Genomic DNA, 16,184 nt, shown 5'->3' on the forward strand with positions numbered 1-16,184 from the left:
CGGCTTCCTCGAATAGGCCTGATACATAGATGCAACGGGGCGGCGGTTTTTCAAAAGCGGGTAGACAGTGGGGGCGAGTCCATACATAGCAGCTGCCGAGCCTGCGAGGCTGCGTTCGGCCGCGAAGCGGTCGTAGTCCGGTGAACGCGATCTACCTGAAAGAACACGGTTGCAGGTTTTACGACCGCTTCGCGGCCGAACGCAGCCTCGCGGGCTCGGCAGCTGCTACAGGGTTTTGCGGCGAGCTCTGCTAGAGCGTCATTGTTCCGCTGATGCAGGTCACCACCGCGCCGCCGATCCAGATCTCGTCGCCCACTTGCTCGACCTGAATGCGTCCGGCGCGGCCCATGGTCAGGCCCTGGCTGACCACATAGGACGCCGGCGCCAGTCCTTCGCTGAGCAACCATTGGGCAATCCCGGCGTTCAGGCTTCCGGTGGCGGGGTCTTCCGGCATGCCATCGCCGGAGATAAACGCCCGCACTTCGAACTGTGCGTCATCACCATCGCGCTCGGGATGCCATGGCGCGATGACACCGACGGCCAGGCCAAGCATTTGCGAATGATCCGGTTGCAGGTCCAGCACCTGCTGGCGATCCTCGAGCATCACGGCCAGCCATCCGGCACCGTTGTCGACCCACTGAGTGCGTACAATCGCCCCTGACTCCAGCCCGAGCCCCCGCCGCACCCGTTCCACCACATCCGCCTCCACCGGCCCGGTTTTGAGCAATGGCGGTGCGAGAAAGGCCAGCTCTGTCCCTTGTCGACGAACCCGTACCAGCCCCACGCCGCACTCCTGAATAATCTCTTCGCCCTTGGGCACGCCACCGGCCTCCAGCCACGCATGGCAGGTACCCAGTGTCGGATGACCGGCGAACGGCAATTCGTTCAGGGTGGTGAAGATCCGCACGCGATAATCGGCGCGAGGATCGCGCGGTTCGAGTATGAATGTGGTTTCGCTGAGGTTGGTCCAGCTGGCGAACGCCGCCATTCGCTCATCACTGAGCTCATCGGCGCCGAACACCACCGCCAACGGATTGCCCTTGAGCGCAATACGGCTGAAGACATCTACTTGCTTGAAATCGAATGAGTGCATGGCCTGCCTTGGTCTTGTTCAAATCGAAGCGTTTTAATGGGGGATTTCCAGCCCGCGCATCACCGCCGGTCGCGCCAGAAAGCGCTCCAGCACACGCGTGACGTTCGTGAAGTCCTCGATGTCCACCAGCTCGCCAGCCTCATAGAAGCCGATCAGGTTGCGCACCCAGGGGAAGGTCGCGATGTCCGCGATGGTGTAGCGCTCGCCCATGATCCAGTCGCGCCCTTCCAGACGTCCATCAAGAACTTTTAACAAACGTTTACTTTCATCGACGTAGCGGTCACGGGGACGTTTGTCCTCGTAGTCCTTGCCGGCAAATCTGTTGAAAAAACCGAGCTGGCCGAACATTGGCCCGATGCCGCCCATCTGAAACATCAGCCACTGGATAGTCTCGTACCGCGCCGCCGATTCCTGGGCCAGCAGTTGCCCGCTCTTGTCGGCCAGGTAAATCAGAATCGCCCCGGACTCGAACAGCGCCAGGGGTTGGTCCCCCGGACCGTGGGGGTCGAGGATCGCCGGGATCTTGTTGTTGGGGTTCAGCGAAAGAAATTCGGGGGACATCTGATCATGGGTGTCGAAGCCCACACGATGCGGTTCGTAGGGCAGTCCGACCTCTTCGAGCATGATCGACACCTTGACGCCGTTGGGTGTGGGCAAGGAGTAAAGCTGGATCCACTCGGGGTATTGAGCCGGCCATTTTTGGGTAATCGGGAACGCGGACAGATCGGTCATGGGAAGCATCCACACGGAAAAAGTAGACGCTGATCATAATGTAGGGGCTGGCGAAGGCTGCGATTTTTTGGCTTATCAATATTGCTGATGAGCAAGATCAAAAGATCGCAGCCTGTCAGTGGCGCCGACACGTGTACTGTGTCCATAAATCCGCAACATCCTGTCGATAACCTCTGTTCCAACCCATCTCAGGTTGCCGCTACAGTGCTGCGCACTCGCTCGGATCGAACCAAATGGGCTTCAGAGGACTCTGAGCATTGCCCTTTCGGAAACGGACCGGCCCAACGACATGGAAAACACCCGACGCAGGGAGCTCGCGGTGTAAAGGTTTGTCAGCCTTAACCGAATGCGCTGAAGATCACCTATTCAAATGATGAACCTTTTTAAATTCGCCAAACGCTTCAAGCATCGCGCGTATGTTGTCCTGCCTTCCCTGTTGGCGATCAGCGCGCTATTCCTGTCCCTTGAGTCCAGCGAAAGCCGCGCCCAACCGGCGGACGGCACCCAGACGCTGGTATTCCTGCGCCACGCGGAAAAACCCGCCGGCGGCCTCGGCCAGCTCAACTGCCAGGGCCTGAACCGTGCCATCGACCTGGCCACCTTGCTGCCGGAAAAATTCGGCAAGGCCAACTACGTGTTTGCCGCCAACCCGACACGCAATGTCGAGGAAGGCGAACTGGATAATTCCTACAGCTACATCCGCCCCCTGATGACCATCAGCCCCAGCGCGATCAAGCTTGGCTTGCCGGTGAACATCAATTTCTCGGCCAACGACACCAGCGACCTGGCCGATGAATTGCTCCACGACAAGTATCACAACTCGGTCATCTACACCGCCTGGTCCCACGGCTACCTGCCGGAGCTGATCAACAAGGTCGCTGGAGAAGCCGTCGGCAAGAAACAGAACATCACCGATGACTGGGAGTCCAGCGACTACGACTCGCTGTACGTTCTCACCTTGACCTGGCACAACGGCAAGGCCAGTGTGCAGAGCCACGCCTACAAGCAAGGTCTGGATAACGGGCGCGAGACCTGTCCGACGTAAGCTTTAAGAGATTTGGCGCCTGTCAGCCCCCCATCGCGAGCAAGCTCGCTCCCACATTTTGACCGAGTCAATTCAGACAACTTGGCATAATGTGGGAGCGAGCTTGCTCGCGATGGGGCCGGCAAAACCAACACATTACTTACGATTGATGCGCCGCTCGCGCAGGTATTCAAGCACGGCAGCCCGCTCCCCGACGAATTCAATGCGCGACCCTTTCTTCTCCCGCTGAAACGCATACATCGGGTCGTAATACTCGCGAAGCAACCCTTCGATCCAGCCCCGGTGCAAGTCCACTGCCCCGCTGCTCGCCTGCTCCGCCAGCGCGTCTTCCATCAACATCAACATCCGCAGATGGCGTTCACCGCCCAGACGTTTCTGCACATTGTTCAGGCTCTCCAGCAAGCGCTCGGAAAACAGCGCGAAGCCTTCATCGCCATGCACGCCGATGAACTCGGCACACAAGTCCACCACGTAATCGCGCAGGATCCGTTCGACCCGCCCTTCCAGGCTGTCTTCCAGCCAGACCATCGGAAACTGCTGCATGCCCTGATACAGCGGCAACGGCAGCGCACAACTGCCGATCGCACGGCTCTCGTCTTCCAGTACAAACTGCTCGATGCCGTGGGCGCGCTTCTTCAGCACGTCCACCGCCAAGCGGTTTTCAAAATCAATGTTGGAGGGTTGGCCGGTCGCGCGTTTACCGAAACTGGAGCCGCGGTGATGGGCGTGACCTTCAAGGTCCAGGCCGTTGCGCAACTGCGTGAGCACTTCGGTTTTACCGGTGCCGGTCATGCCGCCCAGCAAGACGAAATCACACTGGGCAACCGCCTGAGCGAGCGTCTCGAGCAAGAAGGTTCGCATGGCCTTGTAGCCGCCACCCACTCGCGGATAGTCGATGCCCGCCTCGTCCTTGAGCCATTGCTGGACGATCTGCGAACGCAAACCGCCGCGAAAACAATACAAATACCCATCAGGATGAGCCCGGGCAAAATCGGCCCAGGCCTGGATGCGCCCGGCTTTTATCTCACCGGACACCAACTGGTGCCCCAGCGTAATGGCCGCTTGCTGACCGTGTTGCTTGTAACAAGTGCCGACCCGTTGCCGCTCATGGTCATTCATCAGCGGCAGGTTGATGACGCCGGGGAATGAGCCTTTGAGAAATTCGACCGGCGCGCGGGCATCCATCATCGGTCGGTCGTTGAGGAAAATGTCGCGGTAATCGGTGAATTCGATTGACATCAAAACACCTCAACCGCGTTCGTCTGTCGCTCGATCAGTTCACCGATCGGCTCAAGGGTCAGGCCCAGCTCGGCGGCTACTTTGAGAAAGTGTTCGTTGCCTTCGGGGGTGACCGCAACCAGCAGGCCACCGCTGGTCTGCGGATCGCAGAGCACGCGTTTGTGCATTTCCTGAAGACGCCCAAGCTTGCTGGCGTAGCTGTCGAAGTTGCGCAGTGTTCCGCCCGGCACGCAGCCTTGGTCAAGGTAATACTCGACACCCGGCAGACGCGGCACGCGGTCGTACTCGATGCGAGCGGTCACGTTGCTGCCGTCGGCCATTTCTACCAAATGCCCCAGCAGGCCAAAACCGGTGACGTCGGTCATCGCGGTGACGCACTCGAGTTTGCCGAAACGGCTGCCGGGTTTGTTCAGGGTGCACATCCAGTCGCGGGCCAGGCCGATGTCGGCATGGCGCAATTTACCCTTCTTCTCGGCGGTGGTGAGGATGCCGATGCCCAGCGGTTTGGTGAGGTAAAGCAGGCAACCGGCGGTGGCGGTGTCGTTGCGCTTCATATGGCGCTTTTCCACCAGACCGGTCACGGCGAGGCCGAAGATCGGCTCCGGCGCGTCGATGGAATGCCCACCGGCCAGCGGAATGCCGGCTTCATCGCAGACCGAACGCCCGCCGCGAATCACTTCCCGGGCAATCTCCGGCGCCAGTACGTTGACCGGCCAGCCAAGGATCGCAATCGCCATCAACGGATCGCCGCCCATCGCGTAGATGTCGCTGATGGCATTGGTGGCGGCGATGCGGCCGAAATCGAACGGGTCGTCGACGATCGGCATGAAGAAGTCAGTGGTCGACACCACGCCGCGCTCTTCATCGATGGCGTACACCGCCGCATCATCGCGCGAGGCGTTGCCGACCCAGAGTTTCGGGTCAAGGTTCTGCGCCCCGCTGTCGGCCAGAATCACCTCCAACACCTGGGGAGAGATTTTGCAACCGCATCCTGCGCCGTGGCTGTATTGGGTCAGACGAATCGGTTCGCTCATGGGGGGGACACACCTCGTGAAGTCAGTGCCGAAGATTCTACATCAACGTCGCCTCCCCCGAGGCCCCACGAATCGTTGACCGAAAGGACAGTTAAACCACCAATTCCCTAACCTTTTCCATACCTTGAGCAAAATTGGTATGTCTTATGCAAACGTTTGCGTGTCGCTAATGCAGACGTTTTCGATACATAACCGCGCAAGCCCGCAGAACCGGGCCTTTGATCCGCACGAAAAGGGATTTTTAATGCACCGCACGTCCAGCCGCGTGACTTGCTCGCGCACCTTTGCTGTTTCTTTGCTGCTGGCCAGCGTTACAGGACTACTCAGCAGCACTGTTTTGGCGCAACCCGCTCCCGCCGAAGAATCCGCCCAAGGCGAAAGCCTCAGCCCCGAAGCGAGCCCACCGAAAAAAGGCGCGTACCTCTCGGACTGGTTCAATCAGGACCTGACCGTCATCGGCAGCAAAGACATCAGCTTCGGCCCGCAACCGGCCGACGATATCTACCTGGAATACGAGTACTTCGGGCGCAAGGGGCCGTTCGAGTTGTACGGCTACATCGACATCCCGAAGATCTTCGACATCGGCAACAGCCATGACAAAGGCGTGTGGGACCACGGCTCGCCGGTGTTCATGGAGCACGAACCGCGAATTTCCATCGACTACCTCGCCGGCCGCAGCCTGGCCATCGGGCCGTTCAAGGAATGGTACGTCGCCTTCGACTGGATCTACGACCACGGCAGTAACAGCGCCAACCGTGCCAATACGCTGTACAGCGGTTTGGGCACCGACATCGACACCCATTCGCGGGTCAATCTGTCGGCCAACTTCTATGGGCGCTACCAGTGGGAAAACTACGGTGCCAGCAACGAGTATTCGTGGGACGGCTATCGCGCCCAGCTCAAATACATCGTGCCGATCAGCAGTTTCAGCAACGGCGCGTCACTGACCTACATCGGGTTCACCAACTTCGACTTCGGCTCGGACCTGCACAAGGACAACCCGGCTCGCACCGCCAACGCCACCGTCGCCACCAACGTCTTGCTGTACTCGTTCACCCACTTGCGTTTCACCCTGGTCGGCCGTTATTTCCACAACGGCGGCAACTGGGACGATGGCAGCGAGTTGAATTTTGGCGACGGTAACTTCCGCGCCCGTTCCGACGGCTGGGGTTACTACGCCGGCGTTGGTTATCAGTTTTAAGTCTTGTGTGAATCAGGAGGTTTTATGCATGCAATGACGCGTCTTTCCCTGGCCTGTGCCGCCCTGCTCTCCTCAACGGCCTGGGCGACTGAAGCGCCGATTCAGCCGAAGGTGATGCTGATCACCATGTTCGCCCCCCGAGGCGCAAAACTGGATTGATCGGTTGGAACTCAAGCAGGAAGTGCGGGTGCCGGGGCTGTCCGCCGAGTATCCGACCGTTCGCTGCAACAGCCAGCAGGTGTGCCTGATGGTCACCGGCCAGGGCCAGTCCAACGGTGCGGCGTCGACCCTGGCGTTGTCGTCGAAATTCGGGCCTTGTCGAATTGCAGTGCTTTCATGAGCGTTTCCCTCGAATGAATAAACGGTTCAGGAGATCCAGCCAGCCACCAGCTGCCGGCCCATTGGCTACACCCTCTCACCGGCCAACATGCCGAGCAGCCCTACCAGCGCGATGGCCGGTGGTGCGGGGGAACGAAAATCCAGTGCGCCATAGAGCAAACCGACGCCCAGACCGATGACCAATGAGATGAGGTAGCTCATGGCAGACTCCGTGGCTAATTAAAGTAGGCCCAGAGTCTAAAGATCGGTAGCGACGAGCACCGGCCAAGTGCTTCTGAATATCGGCCAAAGCGCTAATGCCGGGTGCAAGGCAGCTCCTTGGTTTTCGTTATGACTGGACCTGGCGTTGGCTCGCCGAAAACTGCGAAGACGCGACACCCAGTTCCCGGCGGAACATGTCGCTAAAGCTGCTCGGCGAATAACCCAGCTCCCGGGCAATCGCACTGACCGGCAAGCCCTGGATCAACTCTGCCACCGCGGTCGCCAATTGCACCTGGCGCCGCCACTCGGCGAAGCCCATGCCCAAACCGTCCTTGAACAACCGCGCCAGGGTACGCACGCTGGCACCGGCGTTTTCGGCGTGTTGTTCGAAGGCAATGTCCAGCGATGGCGCGGCCATGACCGCCTGGCACAGGTTCATCAGGCGCCGGTCGGAATTATCCGGCAAAGGGATTTTCAGCAGCGAGCGCCTGGCTCGCCTAAGCTCCAACAGCGCCAGGCCGACCAGCGCTTCGTAATACTCGGGAGCACCATCATCACCCTGCTCCACCAACCCGACGATCAGCTCACGCAGTAGTCCGCCGACTTCGATCACCAAAACCGTGTCGTCCAGCGTCGCCACCAATGAGGGCCGCAAGTAGATGTTGCGCATCTGTAAATCCGAGACCACCCGAATCCCGTGGGGCACACCCGGCGGCAGCCACACCGCTCGTTGCGGCGGCACCACCAGCGCTTCATGGGGCGTCTCGACCCACATCACCCCGCTCATCGCATACAGCAACTGCCCCCACACATGCTCATGCGGCTCGATGTACAAGCCGCGCGGATAGGTGCGCGCCAGCGGTTGCACGGGCACATCGGTGTCACTCAGGTCTGGGGGGGCGGCAAGTGCCATGGGCAGTAATCATTGGGGGTTTTCAGAGATTGCACGGTAACGAGCCACCGGCCTTGTCGCCACTGGCGGCATCCGTCTGACAATCCAACTGAATTTTCCGTAACGCCAACGATCCTTGTATTACCACAAGGAGGAAAACGGGCTCTATGAACAACGCAAAACTTTTCGTCATTGAATACACCCTTCATGGCGCGCCCAAGTCTTTCATCATCCGCCTGGACAAGATGGATAATGCGGAGGCTTGGCATTGGGCAAGTTGCGACGCGGGGGTCGGACGAATCCCTCGCTTCGGCCGAGAGAAGGTGCAAAAAACCAGTAAGCCGATGGCGGAGAAGTTCGGCGTAGAAAACGTCAAGTGGCGGCCGGCGAATTGAAATGAAAGTGGAGCCCGATCAGGCTCCACTTTTTTTGGATGAGTGGTCAGCGTTGAGCACACTTGCAGCCCTTACTGGCGCATTTTTCGCCATGTTCGTGGTGCTTGGCGCAGGCTTCACAGCAATAGTGCTTGCCGTGGCGCGCGATCGGATGTTCGCCCAGTTTGCAGGAGCATTTGGGGCAGTCGCAGATACTTTCACTGTCGATCATGAGTCTGACTCCAGGGTTATGGTCGTCCGGTTGCCGCGAACGCGGCCCGTATTACCAGTGTAGGAGCTTGCGTCAACCCTGCCGGGTACTACTGCGATACATGAACATCAACGCCAACGCGAGACACACCATCGCCAGTATCCGGCTACTCGACAATTCGATCGCCGGATTGCCCAGCCAGCCGAAGTTATCGATCAACATCCCCATCCCCAGTTGCCCGACGATCACCGCCACCGTAGCCACCGCCGTGCCGACCCGCGGCACCGCGCCGACCATCACCATCATGTAGACCACCCCGAACAACGCGCCGCTGAGCTGCCATTTCGGCACGTCCAGCAAACTCACGGCATGGGCCGGCTCGAAAAACAGGATCAGCAGCCCGGTGGTCACTGCACCGACCACGAAGGTCAACAAACTGCTGCGCAACACGCCCACCGTTTCGCCCAACCGCCCATTGATCGCCGCCTGGACACTCAACACCGCACCGGCCGCCACGACCACCGCCAACAAAATAATCAGATTCATCATCAACCCCGAGCGATCAGAACAAGTGCCGCGACAATCAGCAACAAGGCCAGCCAACGTTCACCGTTAACCTTTTTGCGGGTAGCTCCGAACCAGCCGAAGTGGTCGATCAATACACTTTTGCCGACCTGCCCGGAAAGGATTGCGATCATCGTCATGGCAATGCCGATGTGCGGCGTGGCCAAGGTCAGCACGATCACGTACATCGGCCCCAGGAAACCGCCGATCAATTGCCAGCGCGGCAGCTCATTCAAGGCGGGGCCCTGTTGCGGTCCGCTGAACAGCAACAGCAAAAACAGAATCGCCGAGCCCACACCGAAGATGCTCAAGGTCGCCCATAGGTGCCCGACCTGAACCCCGAGCGGCCCGAGCAAACCGGCCTCCACGGACAGGCCCATGCCGGCCAGAATCACCAGCGGCAGCAGCAACAGCCGCAGCCCCGGCTGGGTGGTCGGCGTGGCGACAACATCAACGTCGTCGATTGAAGAAGTGTGCATAACGAAAACCTGCCAGTGAGAACAATGGCGTGCATTATCGGCTGGCGATCCTTTGCGATAAATGGGAGCATCCTGACAACACTTTTGCGCAACTCGCACAGCAGGATTCGTCATGCATGGCCTCAACGAACTGGGATTCAAGGCACTTCGGCTGTTTGTAGCGGTGTTGGATCACGGCAGCTTTTCCGAAGTCGCCCGCCGCGAGGGCCTGGCACCCTCTTCGATTTCCCGGCAGATCCAATTGATGGAACAAGCCCTGAGCCAGCAATTGCTCTACCGCCACACCCGCGCCGTCTCGCCCACCGAAGCCGGGCGCATGCTCGGTCATCACGCGCGGCGGGTGCTGGTGCAACTCGAAGAGGCCGAACAGGCCTTGCAGGAACAGCAAAGCGAACCGAGCGGACTGGTGCGGATCAATGCGCCAGTGGTGTTCGGTCAGAGGCACCTGACGCCATGGCTGGGGCAGCTCTGCGAGCGTTATCCGAAACTGCAACTGGATATCCAGCAGACCGACAGCTACGTCGACCCGCTGCAGGAAGGCGCCGACCTGCTGTTTCGCATCGGCTCGCTGCACGATTCGAGCATGCAGGCGCGCATTCTGGCGCCCCATCGTTTTCAAGTCGCCGCAAGCCCAGCCTATTTGGAACGTCACGGCACGCCGCAACACCCCGAAGAACTGGCCGCGCATCAGTGCCTGGCCTACAAGGGCGCGACCGGCCAGCAACGCTGGTTTTTTCGCAAGGATCAGCAGGACTGGACGCCCTGGTCGGTGAAGGGACCGATCACCGGCAACCACGCCGACACCCTGACGCAAGCTGCCGAACAAGGCTTGGGGCTGGTGATGTTTCCGTCGTGGCTGATTGGTGAAGCGGTGCGCAACGGCACGCTGGTGCCGGTGCTGGGGGACTATCAGGTGTCCAACAGCCTGGAGCCGCAGCAGATTGCGGTGCTGTGGCCCGGCAGTCGACGGTTGTCGGTGAAGGTGCGGACGGTGATTGATTTCTATGTCGAGTGTTTTGGAGCGGTGCCCTACTGGGACAGGCCCTAACAACGCGCAATCCATGTGGGAGCGAGCTTGCTCGCGATAAGGCCGGCACATTCAACACTGATGTTGGCTGACATTCCGCTATCGCGAGCAAGCTCGCTCCCACAGGTTCTGTACCGGTGCAATCAAATGCGGAACTGCCCCACCAGTTTGCCCAGGCGCTGGCCAAGATCGGCGAGGCTGCGGGAAGTCTGGGCACCGAGTTGGGTTTCGTCGGCAACGCTGTCCACGGCCACGGCAATCTGATGCACGCTGCGGTTGATCTCTTCGGCCACGGCGGTCTGCTCTTCGGCGGCGCTGGCGATCTGCGCGTTCATCGAATTGATGGTGCCGATCAGTTGGGCCATGGTGTCCAGCGATGCGCCCGCTTCGTTGGCCTGAGCCGACGTGCCGTCGCCGGCCTCGCTGGAACGGCGCATCGCTTCCACGGCCGATTGGGTACCGGCCTGCAAGCGATCGATCATGCCCTGGATTTCCTGGGTGCTGATTTGCGTGCGACTGGCCAGCGCTCGAACCTCGTCGGCCACCACGGCAAAACCACGACCGGCCTCACCGGCACGGGCGGCTTCAATGGCGGCGTTGAGTGCCAGTAGGTTGGTCTGCTCGGCAATCGAACGGATCACGCCGAGCACACTGACAATCGACGACACGTCTTTTTGCAGGCTGTCCAGAGACACGCCGCTGCTGCGAATGTCGTCCACCAACGCATGAATCTTCACGATGCTGCCGGCCACCACACGCTTGGCAGCCTGGCCTTCTTCGTCGGTCTGCTGGGCAGCCACCGCCGCGTTTTGCGCACTTTTCGCCACTTCCTGAGCAGCGGCGGACATTTGGTTGATTGCCGTGGCGACCTGATCGGTCTCGTGACGCTGACGCTCCATGGCCTGATCCGAGCGCTGGGCCTGATCGGAGACCTGATTCACCAACCCGGTCAACTGCGAGGTCATTTCAGTGATCTGGCGCACCAGGCCGTGGATCTTGTCGACGAAGCGGTTGAACGAGCCGGCCAGTTCGCCGAGCTCATCCTGGCTGGTGATGGTCAGGCGACGCGTCAGGTCGCCCTCGCCCGCCGCGATGTCATCGAGGTTGGCTTTCATCAGGTTCAGCGGACGCAAGATGGTGTTGGCCAGCAGCATCCCGGCGGCGGCAATCACCAACAACACCACCACGGCAATCCCGACGATGCTCAGCACCACGCCTTTCATGCGCTCCTGAACCTTGGCTTGAACCAGCGCGACTTGCGCTTCGATACCGTCGAGGTTCACCGAAGTACCGACCGCCATGTCCCACTTCGGCAGGTATTCGGTGTAGCCGAGTTTCGGCACCAGCACTTGGGTGTTGCCGGGCAGCGTCGAGCTGTATTGCAGGTAGTGCGTGCCGTCCTTGGCGACTTTCACCAGGTCGCGGTTGACATAGACGCCATTCGGATCGCGGTTGTCCTTGAAGCTCTGGCCCACGCCTTCAGGGCTGTTGGCCTTGAACAGGCGCACGGTGTTGGAGTCGTAGCCGAAGAAGTAGCCGTCCTTGCCGTAGGTGATGCTCGACAGCAACTTGACCACCTGGGCCCGCGCCGCGTCATCACCGGGGGCAGCCGCATCGTAAAGCGGTTTGATCGTGGTCATGGCCACGGCGACGTAGCTTTGCAGCGTCGCCTTGGCATCGCTGAGCAGGCGCTGGCGAGTTTCCTCGACTTCCTTGCGGGCCTGCTCCTGCAGAATGAACAACGTGGTCAGGCTGATGACCAGCGCAAAGAGCAACACCGGGAGGACGGCAAGGGACAGGACTCTAGCCTTCAGGCTCATGCGCATGACGGTTCACTCTTTTGATTTTATTGGCGTGGTTAAAGGCTTTAACGGCACGCCAGGTCAAAAGTTGAATGCGGTTACAGGACCATCGCCGCTACCCAACCGAACGCCAGCAACGGGATGTTGTAGTGCAGGAAGGTCGGGACCACGGTGTCCCAGATGTGGTGATGCTGGCCGTCGATATTCAGACCGGAGGTCGGGCCGAGGGTCGAGTCTGAGGCTGGCGAACCGGCGTCACCCAAGGCGCCAGCAGTGCCGACGATGCAAACGATCGCCAATGGGCTGAAGCCCAGTTGCACGCACAACGGCACGAAAATCACCGCCAGAATCGGTACGGTGGAAAACGACGAGCCGATGCCCATGGTCACTAACAGGCCCACCAACAACATCAGCAACGCGCCAATGGCTTTGCTGTGGCCGATCCATGAAGCCGAGGTTTCGACCAGCGTTTGCACTTGCCCGGTGGCTTTAATCACTTCGCCAAACCCGGACGCGGCGATCATGATGAAGCCGATCATCGCCATCATTTTCATGCCTTCGGTGAACAGGTCATCGGTGTCGCGCCACTTCACAATGCCCGAGACCGAGAAGATCAGGAAACCCGTCAGCGCGCCGATGATCATCGAGTCCAGCAGCAGCTGAATGATGAACGCTGCTGCGATAGCCAGACCGGCCACCATCAGGCTCAACGGGTTGTACTGCACCGCCACCTGTTCGACTTGCTCGATCTTTTCCAGATCGTAGACGCGCTTCTTGCGGTAGCTGACAAACGCTGCCGCGAGCCCGACGACCATGCCCAGTGCTGGAATCCCCATGGCATGGGTGACGTTGATGCCGCTGATGTCCACGCCGCTACGGGCGACGTTGGCCAGCAGGATTTCATTAAGAAAGATATTGCCGAAGCCCACGGGCAAGAACATGTACGGCGTAATCAGGCCGAAGGTCATGACGCAGGCAATCAACCGGCGATCCAGTTGCAGCTTGGTCAGCACATATAAAAGCGGCGGTACCAGCAGCGGAATGAAGGCGATATGTATCGGCAGAATGTTCTGCGAAGCGATGGCCACCACCCACAGCAAACCGATCAACAGCCATTTGACCTGGCGGCCACCGCTGGCGTGCTGGCGGTCGACCATCAGCAAGGCTTTGTCGGCCAGGGCGTGTGCCAGGCCGGACTTGGCAATGGCCACTGCGAAAGCGCCGAGCAATGCGTAGGACAACGCAACCGTCGCGCCGCCACCGAGGCCGCTGTTGAAGGCTTTTAATGTTGCGTCGATGCCCAGACCACCGGTCAAACCACCCACCAGGGCGCCCACGATCAGCGCGATTACGACGTGCACGCGGGACAGGCTGAGGATCAGCATGACGCCGACCGCGGCAATTACAGCATTAATCATCGTTACCTCAAGGCAAACGGAAAGAGTCCGACCGGCAGTCTGCAAAGAGCCGCCAGCGGATTGAATGAGAGGGTTTTATTAGAGGGCGCGCACTGTGCCGGACCGCTGCCGCCTTGTCAAAGCCAACACCCCCCCTGTAGCAGCTGGCGAAGCCTGCGTTCGGCTGCGAAGCAGTCGTAATCCAGCTGACGCGGTGTATCTGGCAGAACGTGCAAGCAGGTTTTACGACTGCTGCGCAGCCGAACGCAGGCTTCGCCAGCTGCTACAGGTTTCGTGTGATGGCTTATTTAATCGCGCGAATAAAGAAAGCCGAATCACGGCCGTTACAGTGCAAAGTCTCAGATATTTATCGAATAAAGGACGTCTCCATGTCGCTCAGACAACTTTCCATTCAATGGAAAATCACCCTGCTGGCCGGGCTGTGCCTGGCCGGCATCGTGACCCTGCTGGTGGGTCTTTCGCTGTATCGCATGGAGCACAGCTCCGAGATGGTGAAAGCATCCAGCATGGAGATGCTCACCGAAGCCGCCCAGGCCCGGATCGAATCCCAGGGTGAAAACCAGGCGCTGGGGATTCGCCAGCAGTTCATGGATGCCTATCAATATGGCCACGGCTTTTCGCGTCAGGTGCTGTTCCTGCGCGACCAGGCCGAGAAGCGCTTCCTCGATGCCTTTGACCTGCGTGAAGACCTGACGCGTCAGGTCAAGTCGGCCCTGCAAGCCAACCCGGAACTGCTCGGTCTGTCCCTCGTGTTCGAAGCCAACGCGCTGGACGGCAAGGACGATCTGTTCGCCGGCCAGGCCGAGTTGGGCAGCAACGACAAGGGCCGTTTTGCCCTGTACTGGTCGCAACCTGTGCCTGGCAAGGTGACGTCGATGGCGCTACCGGAAAGCGACATGGCCGACACCAGCACCGGCCCTAGCGGCGAACCGGCCAACGCCTGGTTCACCTGCCCGCGCACGACCCTCAAGCCCTGCGTGATCGAACCCTACTTCTACGTAATCGACGGCCAGAACGTGCTGATGACCAGCATCGTTTTCCCGCTGATGGTCAACGGCAAGGTCATCGCTTCGCTGTCGGTGGACATCAACCTCAACAGCCTGCAAGCCGTCAGCCAGGGTGCGAGCAAGAAGCTCTATGACGGCCAGACCAACGTCAGCATCATCAGCCCGGTCGGTTTGCTGGCCGGCTACAGCCCGGACGCCAGCAAGCTCAGCCAGCGCCTGGACTCCGTGGACAAGACCAACGGTGCCGAGCTGGTCCGCATGCTCGCCACCAGCAGCAAGACCGAAAGCCTGCACAGCAATCAACAGCTCAAAGTGCTGTCGCCGTTCCAGCCCATTCCCGGTGGCAAGTCCTGGGGCGTGTTGCTCGATGTGCCGGAGAAAGTCCTGGTCGGCCCCGCCGAAGCGCTGAAAAAACAACTGGATGACAGCAACACCGCCGGCACCCTGGTCGAACTCGGCCTGGGTGTGCTGGCCGCGTTGATTGGCCTGATGCTGGTGTGGCTGATGGCCCGCAGCGTGACTAAGCCGATCCTGGGTGTGGCGCACATGCTCGAAGACATTGCCAGCGGCGAAGGCGATCTGACCCGCCGCCTGGCCTACGACAAGCAGGACGAACTCGGCCAATTGGCCGGCTGGTTCAACCGCTTCCTCGACAAGCTGCAACCGATCATCGCCGAGGTCAAACGCTCGGTGCAGGACGCTCGCAGCACGGCGGATCAGTCGTCCGCCATCGCCACCCAGACCAGCGCCGGCATGGAGCAGCAATACCGTCAGGTGGATCAGGTCGCTACCGCGTCCCACGAAATGAGCGCCACCGCTCAAGACGTCGCTCGCAGTGCAGCGCAAGCGGCACAGGCGGCGCGGGATGCGGATCAGGCCACCCGTCGCGGTCTGACCGTGATCGACCGCACCACCGCCAGCATCGACAACCTCGCCGCTGACATGAGCGCGGCGATGGTCCAAGTCGAAGGCCTGGCGGCCAACAGCGAGAAGATCGGTTCAGTGCTGGAAGTGATCCGGGCCATCGCCGAACAGACCAACCTGCTGGCGCTTAACGCCGCCATCGAGGCCGCTCGTGCCGGTGAAGCCGGACGCGGTTTTGCCGTCGTGGCCGATGAAGTGCGCAACCTGGCACGCCGGACCCAGGAATCTGTCGAGGAAACCCGCTTGGTGATCGAGCAGTTGCAGAGTGGCACTCAGGACGTGGTCGGCTCGATGAACAACAGCCATCGTCAGGCTCAGGGCAGCGTCGAACAGGTGGGTCAGGCGGTGACGGCACTGCGGCAGATTGGTGAAGCGGTGACGGTGATCAGCGACATGAACTTGCAGATCGCCAGTGCCGCTGAAGAGCAAAGCGCCGTGGCCGAGGAGATCAACAACAACGTGGCGACGATTCGGGATGTGACGGAGTCGTTGTCGGGGCAGGCGAATGAATCGGCGCGGGTGAGTCAATCGCTCAATAGCCTGGCGAATCAGCAGCAGAGTTTGATGGATCAATTCCGCGTGTAATGCAAATACTGCATCCA

General features: G+C 60.1%; 16 protein-coding genes and 3 pseudogenes. 7 read left to right on the plus strand and 12 right to left on the minus strand.

Annotated features, from left to right (window positions below):
- Nucleotides 1-250 precede the first annotated feature (250 nt).
- The gene (locus ACIQU2_RS28140; protein ID WP_403145744.1) at nt 251-1,093 is read right to left on the minus strand and encodes a PhzF family phenazine biosynthesis protein; all 843 of its coding nucleotides are present in this window, start codon (nt 1,091-1,093) and stop codon (nt 251-253) included.
- A 33-nt stretch (nt 1,094-1,126) separates the two neighbouring features.
- Nucleotides 1,127-1,825, minus strand: coding sequence for a glutathione binding-like protein (locus ACIQU2_RS28145; protein ID WP_403145747.1), 699 nt, complete (start codon nt 1,823-1,825; stop codon nt 1,127-1,129).
- Nucleotides 1,826-2,195: 370 nt separating this feature from the next.
- On the opposite strand from ACIQU2_RS28145, the gene ACIQU2_RS28150 reads away from it, so the two are divergent.
- On the plus strand, nt 2,196-2,870 hold the full coding sequence (locus tag ACIQU2_RS28150) for a histidine phosphatase family protein (RefSeq protein WP_403145749.1): 675 nt from the start codon (nt 2,196-2,198) through the stop codon (nt 2,868-2,870).
- A gap of 135 nt (nt 2,871-3,005) precedes the next feature.
- Here the strand turns inward: ACIQU2_RS28150 and mnmH are convergent, their stop codons facing one another.
- Together mnmH and selD are read right to left on the minus strand one after the other, a co-directional pair.
- Nucleotides 3,006-4,109 (minus strand): tRNA 2-selenouridine(34) synthase MnmH, encoded by a 1,104-nt coding sequence (gene mnmH / locus ACIQU2_RS28155; protein ID WP_403145750.1) that lies wholly within the window; start codon nt 4,107-4,109, stop codon nt 3,006-3,008.
- Nucleotides 4,109-5,143 carry a selenide, water dikinase SelD gene (selD, locus tag ACIQU2_RS28160; protein WP_347806085.1) on the minus strand — a complete coding sequence of 345 codons (1,035 nt, stop codon included), beginning with the start codon at nt 5,141-5,143 and terminating at the stop codon, nt 4,109-4,111. Before selD ends, mnmH begins: the two co-directional genes overlap by 1 nt.
- A gap of 244 nt (nt 5,144-5,387) precedes the next feature.
- Between selD and ACIQU2_RS28165 the strand changes: the two genes are divergently transcribed.
- A complete protein-coding gene (locus ACIQU2_RS28165; RefSeq protein WP_403145753.1) occupies nt 5,388-6,344 on the plus strand; it encodes a nucleoside-specific channel-forming protein Tsx in 957 nt (318 codons plus the stop codon).
- A gap of 24 nt (nt 6,345-6,368) precedes the next feature.
- Nucleotides 6,369-6,645, plus strand: a pseudogene (locus ACIQU2_RS28170) (purine nucleoside permease); the annotation flags it as partial.
- A 104-nt stretch (nt 6,646-6,749) separates the two neighbouring features.
- Here the strand turns inward: ACIQU2_RS28170 and ACIQU2_RS28175 are convergent.
- Nucleotides 6,750-6,884, minus strand: a complete 135-nt coding sequence (locus tag ACIQU2_RS28175) for a DUF1427 family protein (protein ID WP_403145755.1) — start codon at nt 6,882-6,884, stop codon at nt 6,750-6,752.
- 127 nt (nt 6,885-7,011) lie between these two features.
- The gene (locus ACIQU2_RS28180) at nt 7,012-7,797 is read right to left on the minus strand and encodes an AraC family transcriptional regulator (RefSeq protein WP_403145757.1); all 786 of its coding nucleotides are present in this window, start codon (nt 7,795-7,797) and stop codon (nt 7,012-7,014) included.
- A 146-nt stretch (nt 7,798-7,943) separates the two neighbouring features.
- Here ACIQU2_RS28180 and ACIQU2_RS28185 point away from each other — a divergent pair, with 146 nt between their 5' ends.
- The gene (locus ACIQU2_RS28185) at nt 7,944-8,171 is read left to right on the plus strand and encodes a DUF6555 family protein (protein WP_008152143.1); all 228 of its coding nucleotides are present in this window, start codon (nt 7,944-7,946) and stop codon (nt 8,169-8,171) included.
- 46 nt (nt 8,172-8,217) lie between these two features.
- On the opposite strand, the gene ACIQU2_RS28190 is transcribed toward ACIQU2_RS28185, so the two are convergent.
- The 3 genes from ACIQU2_RS28190 to ACIQU2_RS28200 form a co-directional block, all read right to left on the minus strand.
- Entirely contained in the window at nt 8,218-8,382 is a 165-nt protein-coding gene (locus ACIQU2_RS28190) for a metallothionein (RefSeq protein WP_347806082.1), read from the minus strand.
- A 72-nt stretch (nt 8,383-8,454) separates the two neighbouring features.
- Nucleotides 8,455-8,910, minus strand: coding sequence for a DMT family transporter (locus ACIQU2_RS28195; RefSeq protein ID WP_347806081.1), 456 nt, complete (start codon nt 8,908-8,910; stop codon nt 8,455-8,457).
- On the minus strand, nt 8,910-9,404 hold the full coding sequence (locus tag ACIQU2_RS28200; RefSeq protein ID WP_201182464.1) for a DMT family transporter: 495 nt from the start codon (nt 9,402-9,404) through the stop codon (nt 8,910-8,912). Before ACIQU2_RS28200 ends, ACIQU2_RS28195 begins: the two co-directional genes overlap by 1 nt.
- A gap of 112 nt (nt 9,405-9,516) precedes the next feature.
- Here ACIQU2_RS28200 and ACIQU2_RS28205 point away from each other — a divergent pair, with 112 nt between their 5' ends.
- Nucleotides 9,517-10,452, plus strand: coding sequence for a LysR family transcriptional regulator (locus ACIQU2_RS28205; RefSeq protein WP_403145761.1), 936 nt, complete (start codon nt 9,517-9,519; stop codon nt 10,450-10,452).
- 122 nt (nt 10,453-10,574) lie between these two features.
- Here ACIQU2_RS28205 and ACIQU2_RS28210 read toward each other — a convergent pair whose 3' ends face one another.
- From ACIQU2_RS28210 to ACIQU2_RS28220, 3 genes and pseudogenes are all read right to left on the minus strand, one after another.
- Complete coding sequence (locus tag ACIQU2_RS28210; protein WP_371922184.1) at nt 10,575-11,396, minus strand: methyl-accepting chemotaxis protein; 822 nt, start codon at nt 11,394-11,396, stop codon at nt 10,575-10,577.
- Between the two features lie 84 nt (nt 11,397-11,480).
- A pseudogene (locus tag ACIQU2_RS28215) lies at nt 11,481-12,257 on the minus strand (cache domain-containing protein); the annotation flags it as partial.
- A gap of 74 nt (nt 12,258-12,331) precedes the next feature.
- Nucleotides 12,332-13,648: a Na+/H+ antiporter family protein gene (locus ACIQU2_RS28220; protein WP_403145800.1), complete on the minus strand. Its 1,317-nt coding sequence runs from the start codon at nt 13,646-13,648 to the stop codon at nt 12,332-12,334.
- A gap of 1,514 nt (nt 13,649-15,162) precedes the next feature.
- Between ACIQU2_RS28220 and ACIQU2_RS28225 the strand changes: the two are divergent.
- Together ACIQU2_RS28225 and ACIQU2_RS28230 are read left to right on the plus strand one after the other, a co-directional pair.
- Nucleotides 15,163-15,309, plus strand: a pseudogene (locus ACIQU2_RS28225) (HAMP domain-containing protein); the annotation flags it as partial.
- Between the two features lie 102 nt (nt 15,310-15,411).
- Complete coding sequence (locus ACIQU2_RS28230) at nt 15,412-16,167, plus strand: methyl-accepting chemotaxis protein (protein ID WP_403145802.1); 756 nt, start codon at nt 15,412-15,414, stop codon at nt 16,165-16,167.
- Nucleotides 16,168-16,184: the final 17 nt, after the last annotated feature.

Source organism: Pseudomonas sp. NPDC098740 (assembly GCF_044760065.1).
Lineage (GTDB): Bacteria > Pseudomonadota > Gammaproteobacteria > Pseudomonadales > Pseudomonadaceae > Aquipseudomonas > Aquipseudomonas rossensis.

Excerpts from the sequence above, each read along its gene's own strand:
- ACIQU2_RS28195 (WP_347806081.1), bottom strand. The coding sequence starts at position 8,910 with ATGATGAATCTGATTATTTTGTTGGCGGTGGTCGTGGCGGCCGGTGCG.
- ACIQU2_RS28175 (WP_403145755.1), bottom strand. The coding sequence starts at position 6,884 with ATGAGCTACCTCATCTCATTGGTCATCGGTCTGGGCGTCGGTTTGCTC.
- ACIQU2_RS28200 (WP_201182464.1), bottom strand. The coding sequence starts at position 9,404 with ATGCACACTTCTTCAATCGACGACGTTGATGTTGTCGCCACGCCGACC.
- ACIQU2_RS28165 (WP_403145753.1), top strand. The coding sequence starts at position 5,388 with ATGCACCGCACGTCCAGCCGCGTGACTTGCTCGCGCACCTTTGCTGTT.
- ACIQU2_RS28180 (WP_403145757.1), bottom strand. The coding sequence starts at position 7,797 with ATGGCACTTGCCGCCCCCCCAGACCTGAGTGACACCGATGTGCCCGTG.
- selD (WP_347806085.1), bottom strand. The coding sequence starts at position 5,143 with ATGAGCGAACCGATTCGTCTGACCCAATACAGCCACGGCGCAGGATGC.
- ACIQU2_RS28185 (WP_008152143.1), top strand. The coding sequence starts at position 7,944 with ATGAACAACGCAAAACTTTTCGTCATTGAATACACCCTTCATGGCGCG.
- ACIQU2_RS28205 (WP_403145761.1), top strand. The coding sequence starts at position 9,517 with ATGCATGGCCTCAACGAACTGGGATTCAAGGCACTTCGGCTGTTTGTA.
- ACIQU2_RS28190 (WP_347806082.1), bottom strand. The coding sequence starts at position 8,382 with ATGATCGACAGTGAAAGTATCTGCGACTGCCCCAAATGCTCCTGCAAA.
- ACIQU2_RS28150 (WP_403145749.1), top strand. The coding sequence starts at position 2,196 with ATGATGAACCTTTTTAAATTCGCCAAACGCTTCAAGCATCGCGCGTAT.
- ACIQU2_RS28145 (WP_403145747.1), bottom strand. The coding sequence starts at position 1,825 with ATGACCGATCTGTCCGCGTTCCCGATTACCCAAAAATGGCCGGCTCAA.
- ACIQU2_RS28210 (WP_371922184.1), bottom strand. The coding sequence starts at position 11,396 with ATGACCTCGCAGTTGACCGGGTTGGTGAATCAGGTCTCCGATCAGGCC.
- ACIQU2_RS28140 (WP_403145744.1), bottom strand. The coding sequence starts at position 1,093 with ATGCACTCATTCGATTTCAAGCAAGTAGATGTCTTCAGCCGTATTGCG.
- mnmH (WP_403145750.1), bottom strand. The coding sequence starts at position 4,109 with ATGTCAATCGAATTCACCGATTACCGCGACATTTTCCTCAACGACCGA.
- ACIQU2_RS28230 (WP_403145802.1), top strand. The coding sequence starts at position 15,412 with ATGGAGCAGCAATACCGTCAGGTGGATCAGGTCGCTACCGCGTCCCAC.